This is a genomic window from Variovorax sp. 01T439_2 (assembly GCF_056398445.1).
This window is the reverse complement of record NZ_JBFTPJ010000349.1, coordinates 1-5488: the sequence shown is the minus strand read 5'-3', so window position 1 is coordinate 5488 and position 5488 is coordinate 1. Positions and strand designations below refer to the sequence as shown.

At 67.6% G+C, this 5488-nt stretch carries 4 protein-coding genes; all 4 read right to left on the bottom strand.

Annotated elements, in window-relative coordinates:
* A partial coding sequence (locus AC1DOC_RS17290) for a fumarate hydratase (RefSeq protein ID WP_018907290.1) occupies positions 1 to 1551 on the bottom strand: 1551 nt, incomplete at its 3' end.
* Positions 1552 to 1609: 58 nt separating this feature from the next.
* On the bottom strand, positions 1610 to 2617 hold the full coding sequence (gene proX, locus AC1DOC_RS17285) for a glycine betaine/L-proline ABC transporter substrate-binding protein ProX (protein WP_018907289.1): 1008 nt from the start codon (positions 2615 to 2617) through the stop codon (positions 1610 to 1612).
* Between the two features lie 23 nt (positions 2618 to 2640).
* The gene (proW, locus tag AC1DOC_RS17280; protein ID WP_018907288.1) at positions 2641 to 3792 is read right to left on the bottom strand and encodes a glycine betaine/L-proline ABC transporter permease ProW; all 1152 of its coding nucleotides are present in this window, start codon (positions 3790 to 3792) and stop codon (positions 2641 to 2643) included.
* A gap of 25 nt (positions 3793 to 3817) precedes the next feature.
* A complete protein-coding gene (gene proV, locus AC1DOC_RS17275; protein ID WP_018907287.1) occupies positions 3818 to 5071 on the bottom strand; it encodes a glycine betaine/L-proline ABC transporter ATP-binding protein ProV in 1254 nt (417 codons plus the stop codon).
* Positions 5072 to 5488 lie beyond the last annotated feature (417 nt).

Sequence of the window (5488 nt, the reverse complement as noted above, 5' to 3'; positions counted from 1 at the left end):
AGCCTCTTCCATCATGATGGTCTTGAACTCGCCGCTGGCAATGCGCTTCTGCCACTCGGCCGGGCCGGTGATGTGCGCGCTGGTGCCGCCGGCATCGACCGCCACCGTCACCGGCATGTCGACCACGTCGAATTCATAGATGGCTTCCATGCCCAGGTCCTCGAAGCCCACCACCTTGGCGGTCTTGATCGCCTTGCTCACGAGGTAGGCGGCACCGCCCACGGCCATGAGATAGGCGCTCTTGTGCTTCTTGATCGCCTCGATGGCGACCGGGCCGCGCTCGGCCTTGCCGATCATCGCGATCAGGCCGGTCTGGGCCAGCATCATTTCGGTGAAGCCGTCCATGCGCGTGGCGGTGGTCGGGCCGGCCGGGCCCACGGCCTCGCCGCCGACCGGATCGACCGGGCCGACGTAGTAGATGACGCGGTTCGTGAAGTCCACCGGCAGCTTCTCGCCCTTGGCCAGCATGTCCTGGATGCGCTTGTGCGCGGCATCGCGGCCGGTGAGCATCTTGCCGTTGAGCAGCAGCGTGTCGCCGGGCTTCCAGCTCGCCACTTCGGCGGGCGTGAGCTTGTCGAGGTCGACGCGCTTGCTCTTCTTTTCATCGGGCGTCCAGTTGACGTCGGGCCAGAGGTCGAGCGAGGGCGGGTCGAGGTAGACCGCGCCGCTGCCGTCCATCACGAAGTGCGCATGCCGCGTGGCCGCGCAGTTGGGGATCATTGCCACCGGCTTGCTGGCCGCGTGCGTGGGGTACATCTTGATCTTGATGTCGAGCACGGTGGCCAGGCCGCCCAGCCCCTGCGCGCCGATGCCCAGCGCATTGACCTTCTCGTACAGCTCGATGCGCAGCGCCTCGACCTTGCTGAGCTCGGCGCCCGAGGCCTTCTTGGCCTGCAGCTCGTGCATGTCGAGGTCGTCCATCAGGCTTTCCTTGGCCATCAGCGCGGCCTTCTCGGCCGTGCCGCCGATGCCGATGCCCAGCATGCCGGGCGGGCACCAGCCGGCGCCCATGGTCGGCACGGTCTTGAGCACCCAGTCGACCACGCTGTCGCCGGGGTTCAGCATCACGAGCTTGCTCTTGTTCTCGCTGCCGCCGCCCTTGGCCGCGACCGTCACCTCGACCGTGTTGCCTGGAACGATCTCGGTGAAGATCACCGCGGGCGTGTTGTCCTTGGTGTTCTTGCGGTCGAACTGCGGATCGGCCACGACCGAGGCGCGCAGCGTGTTGTCGGGGTGGTTGTAGCCGCGGCGCACGCCTTCGTTGATGGCGTCGTCCAGGCTGCCGGTGAAGCCGCCCCAGCGCACGTCCATGCCCACCTTGAGGAACACGTTGACGATGCCGGTGTCCTGGCAGATCGGGCGGTGGCCCGTGGCGCTCATCTTGCTGTTGGTCAGGATCTGCGCGATGGCGTCCTTGGCGGCGGGGCTCTGCTCGCGCTCGTAGGCGCGGGCCAGGTGGGCGATGTAGTCGGCGGGATGGTAGTAGCTGATGTACTGCAGCGCGGCGCTGATCGATTCGATCAGGTCGGCCTGCTGGATCGTGGTCGTCATGGTGGGGGGTGTTTTTTGGAGTGTGAAAACGCCCCCCGATTATCTCAGCCGCCGCGTTCTACCTTGCGGCGGCCCGGGCTTGCTCGATCCAGCCGTCGAACAGCGGCCGGTGCGCCCGGATCCAGCCGTCAGTGTGGCGCTCCAGGTCTTGCTGCGTGTTGGCGCCCTGGCTCATGCGCAGGTTCTGGGCGTTGATGTCGCCGATCGGCAGTTTCATCACCTCGAACAGCCGGCCGGCGGCCGGGTTTTTCTCGACGAAGGCCCGGTTGGCGACGATCTGCTCCTGGTTGGCCTGGAAGCCGTAGTTCTTGCCGTTGGGAAGCTGCGTGTCCGCGTTGCCGCCCTGGGAGGACGAGAAGGGCACCTGCAGCCACACCACGTCCGCACCGGGCCGCAGCACCGCGCTGACCCAGTAGGGCGTCCAGGTGTAGTACAGCACCGGCTTGTCCTGCTTGAAGCGGGCGATGGTGTCGGCCATCAGCGCGGCATAGCTGCCCTGCTTGTGCGTGACGGTGTCGCGCAGCTGGTAGGCCGTCAGGTGGTTCTCGATCGCCAGTTCGCAGCCCCAGCCCGGGTTGCAGCCCGTCAGGTCGGCCTTGCCGTCGCCATCGGCATCGAACAGCCTGGCGATGGCCGGGTCCTTCAGCTGCGCGATGCTGCTGATGTTGTACTGCTCGGCCGTCTTGCGATCGATCAGGTAGCCCTGCACCGCGCCGTCCGAGTACACGCCCTTGCGCCACAGCTTGGCGTCRCCGCCGCTGTTCTTGTAGAAGTCGGCGTGCAGCAGGCTCCAGTGGTTGGCCATGAAAGTGGCGTCGCCATTGGCGATGGCCAGGTGCTCGGTGGCGGGTTCGAGGTCCTTCATGGGCTCCACCGTGTAGCCGAGCTTCTCGAGCGCGCGCATCACGAGCAGCGTCTGGAACGCCTCTTCGGCAAGCGAGCTCTTGAGCGGCTGCACGGTGATGCCCTGGCCGGGCAGGTCATTGGCGGCCTGTGCGCCCATGCCGAAGGCGGCGAAACCGAGGGCCAGCAGGCCGCGGACAAGGACGAGACTGGTTTTCTTCATGCGTTGATTTCCTGCGTGACGGCTCAYTGCGCTTGCGTAGCGAGGGCGGGAACGGGCTCGTTCGCACCGTCACCGCGGGGCGGCGTGCCCACGAGGCGCTGCAGCAGGCGCAGTGCCAGGCCGGCCGGGCCGGTGTGCCACCAGCGGCGCCCGGCGCTGCGGCGCGACTTGCCCATGGCCTGCGTGAGCCGGTCGAGCGAAATCGCCAGCAGCACGATGCCCAGGCCGCCCACGGTCGCGAGACCCATGTCGAGCCGGCCGATGCCGCGCAGCACCATCTGGCCCAGGCCGCCGACAGCGATCATCGAGGCGATCACCACCATCGACAGCGACAGCATCAGCGCCTGGTTGATGCCCGCCATGATCGAGGGCATGGCCAGCGGCAGCTGCACCTTCACCAGCATCTGCCAGGGCGAGGCGCCGTAGGCACGCGCGGCCTCGATCAGGTCGGGCCGCACCTGGCGCAGGCCCAGGTTGGTCAGGCGCACCAGCGGCGCCAGCGCGAAGATGATGGTCACGATCACGCCGGGCACGTTGCCGATGCCGAACAGCATCACCACCGGCACCAGGTAGACGAAGGCGGGCGTGGTCTGCATCGCGTCGAGCACCGGGCGCATGAGGCGCTGCGCGCGGTCGCTGCTGGCCAGCAGCACGCCGAGCGGCAGGCCGATGATCATGCAGAACACCAGCGAGGTCAGCACCAGCGACAGCGTCACCATGGCTTCGGGCCAGATGCCCAGCATGGCCACGAGCAGCAGCGCCACCGTGGTGCCGATGGCGAGCGCACGGCCGGCGAACTGCCAGGCGAAGAGGCCGATCAGCGCGATCATCGCGAGCGTCGGCAGGCCGGTCAGCAGGCTCTGCACCCAGTTCAGCGTGCTGTCGATGGGCAGGCGCACGGTCTGGAAGAAGGGGCGGAAATGTTCGACCACCCAGCCCAGGCCCTGGTTGATCCAGGATTCGACGGGCAGGGAGCCGTCCCACAGGCGGTGCAGCTGCAAGCCGCTGGCCGTGGCATCGGCCGAGCCGGCCAGCTGATGGGCGGTGTCGGCGGGCGCGTCGAGCCAGGCGCTGGTGGTCGAGGTGTCGGGCGCGGCCGAGAGCGCTTCCCACGGATCGGCGAAGGCGGGAGTTGCGGGGGTGCTCAGGTCGGAAGGAAGTGTGTTGTCGTTCATCGTTCAGGGGGCCTTCGTGAATTCTTCAGTGCGGCTCGGCGGCGAGCGCGGGTGCGGCGTTGGGCGGGACGGGCTCGATCGGCGGCGTGTCGCGGTCGAGGAACTTGAGCAGCGTCGTCTTGCTGATCGCACCGCAGAAGCGGCCGTCGTTCGCCACCACCGGCAGCGCGCACGGCGCCTGCGCGAGCTGGCCGATCAGGCCTGCCACCGGAGCTTCGGCATCGATGCGCGGCAGGTCGCCGATGAATGCATGCTGCAGCCCCAGCGAGCCCGAATGCCCTTCGAGCGCGCCGCGCAGCGTGTCCGCCGACACCACGCCGAGGAAGCGCTTGTTCGGGCTCGTCACGTAGGCGAAGTCGCGGTCCTGGTCTTCCAGCAGCTTGAGCGCCGCGCGCGCACCGCGCTCGGGGTGCTCGCACACCACCGTGAGCGACTTGCGCGCGATGTCCGCCGCCTTGAACACGGCCGCCGCATCGACGCCGCGCACGAAGCTGCGCACGTAGTCGTCGGCGGGGCTGCGCAGGATCTCGTCGGGCGTGCCGACCTGGATCACCTGGCCATCCTTCATGATCGCGATGCGGTCGCCGATGCGCATGGCCTCGTCGAGGTCGTGCGAGATGAAGACGATGGTGCGCCGCTGCTCCTTCTGCAGCCGCAGCAGTTCCGACTGCATCTCGGTGCGGATGATCGGGTCGAGCGCCGAGAAGGCCTCGTCCATCAGGAGGATCGACGGGTCCGAGGCCAGCGCGCGCGCGAGGCCCACGCGCTGCTGCATGCCGCCCGAGAGCTCGTCGGGGTAGCTGTCGCCCCAGCCCGCGAGGCCCACCTGCGCGAGCGCCAGGTCGGCCTGCGCGAGGCGTTCCTTCTTGCTGGTGCCCGACAGTTCGAGGCCGAAGGCGGTGTTCTCGCGCACCGTCATGTGCGGCATCAGCGCGAAGGACTGGAACACCATGCTGATGTCCTTGCGGCGCAGCGCGCGCAGCCTGGCGTCGGAATGCTCGTTGATGTCCGCGCCGTCGATCACGATGCGCCCGGCGGTCGGCTCGATCAGCCGGTTCAGCAGGCGCACCAGCGTCGACTTGCCCGAACCCGAGAGGCCCATGATGACGAAGATCTCGCCGGCCTGGATCTCGAAGGTGGCATCGAACACGCCGATCGACTGGCCCGTTTGCGCAAGGATCTCCTTCTTCGAAAAACCTTGGCGGACGAGTTCGAGCGCCTGTTCGGGCGCGTCGCCGAACACCTTGAAGACATGGTCGATGAGAATTCCTTTGGCCATACGCCGGGGCTCCTTGTGTGAAGGTTGGACACAGCGCCGCTGCGACAAAGCGCGAAGCGGCAATGGTCACGCCATCAGCCGACAGGCTGCGAACACAGAGCGCGAGCGAACGCGTGCAATGGCCCGGCGAGCCCTGGAGGCTGCCGGCAGGCACTGAAGACGACGTGGCGACGAAACCAGTGCCCGCCGAAAGGGTGGCGTGGCAGTGGGGCCGGAACGATCCGGCCGGTTCGCCGGACAGGGCCCGGCGGGGAGAACCTCGCACCGCGACGGGATTCGGAGATCCGCGAGTAGTGCAGGGCCGACCAACCATGATTTACATGACTTGTTGGTCGTCTGAAGCTCACAATTATAACTTTTTGACATGACGCGAGTCAACCCGACGGGCGTAACGTGATGTCGGCGGCGGCTCAATGG

What these genes read in the sequence shown, in the direction of transcription:
- proV (WP_018907287.1), bottom strand. Translation starts at nt 5,071, where the DNA reads ATGGCCAAAGGAATTCTCATCGACCATGTCTTCAAGGTGTTCGGCGAC.